This is a genomic window from Gemmiger formicilis, assembly GCF_016901605.1.
Taxonomy (GTDB): Bacteria; Bacillota; Clostridia; order Oscillospirales; family Ruminococcaceae; genus Gemmiger; species Gemmiger formicilis_B.
This window is the reverse complement of record NZ_JACJKP010000691.1, coordinates 1-239: the sequence shown is the minus strand read 5'-3', so window position 1 is coordinate 239 and position 239 is coordinate 1. Positions and strand designations below refer to the sequence as shown.

Here is a 239-nt window from a genome sequence, read left to right as displayed (position 1 = left end):
GCGCCAAGGAATGCAACGCTTTGCTTGCACCCGGTATGGCGGCGCAGCAAATCATACACGCCACCGGCTGCTGCCAAAGATACCGCTGTTTGGAAAACCAAAAAACTGTCGGCGTTTCCCGGCATAAAAAATTCCGGAATAGCAGCCAGCATAGCGAGCCCCCATGTGGGGTGGTTGGCCAGACGGAATTTTGAGAACAGGTAGCCCGGGTCAAAGCTGAATGTTTCACAGGCCGCCGA

At 55.2% G+C, this 239-nt stretch carries 1 protein-coding gene; it reads right to left on the bottom strand.

The genetic code is table 11. The annotated features are described in order from the left end of the window. Nucleotides 1-239: hypothetical protein (locus H6B10_RS16495; protein WP_204652471.1), on the bottom strand; the 239-nt coding region annotated here is incomplete at both ends.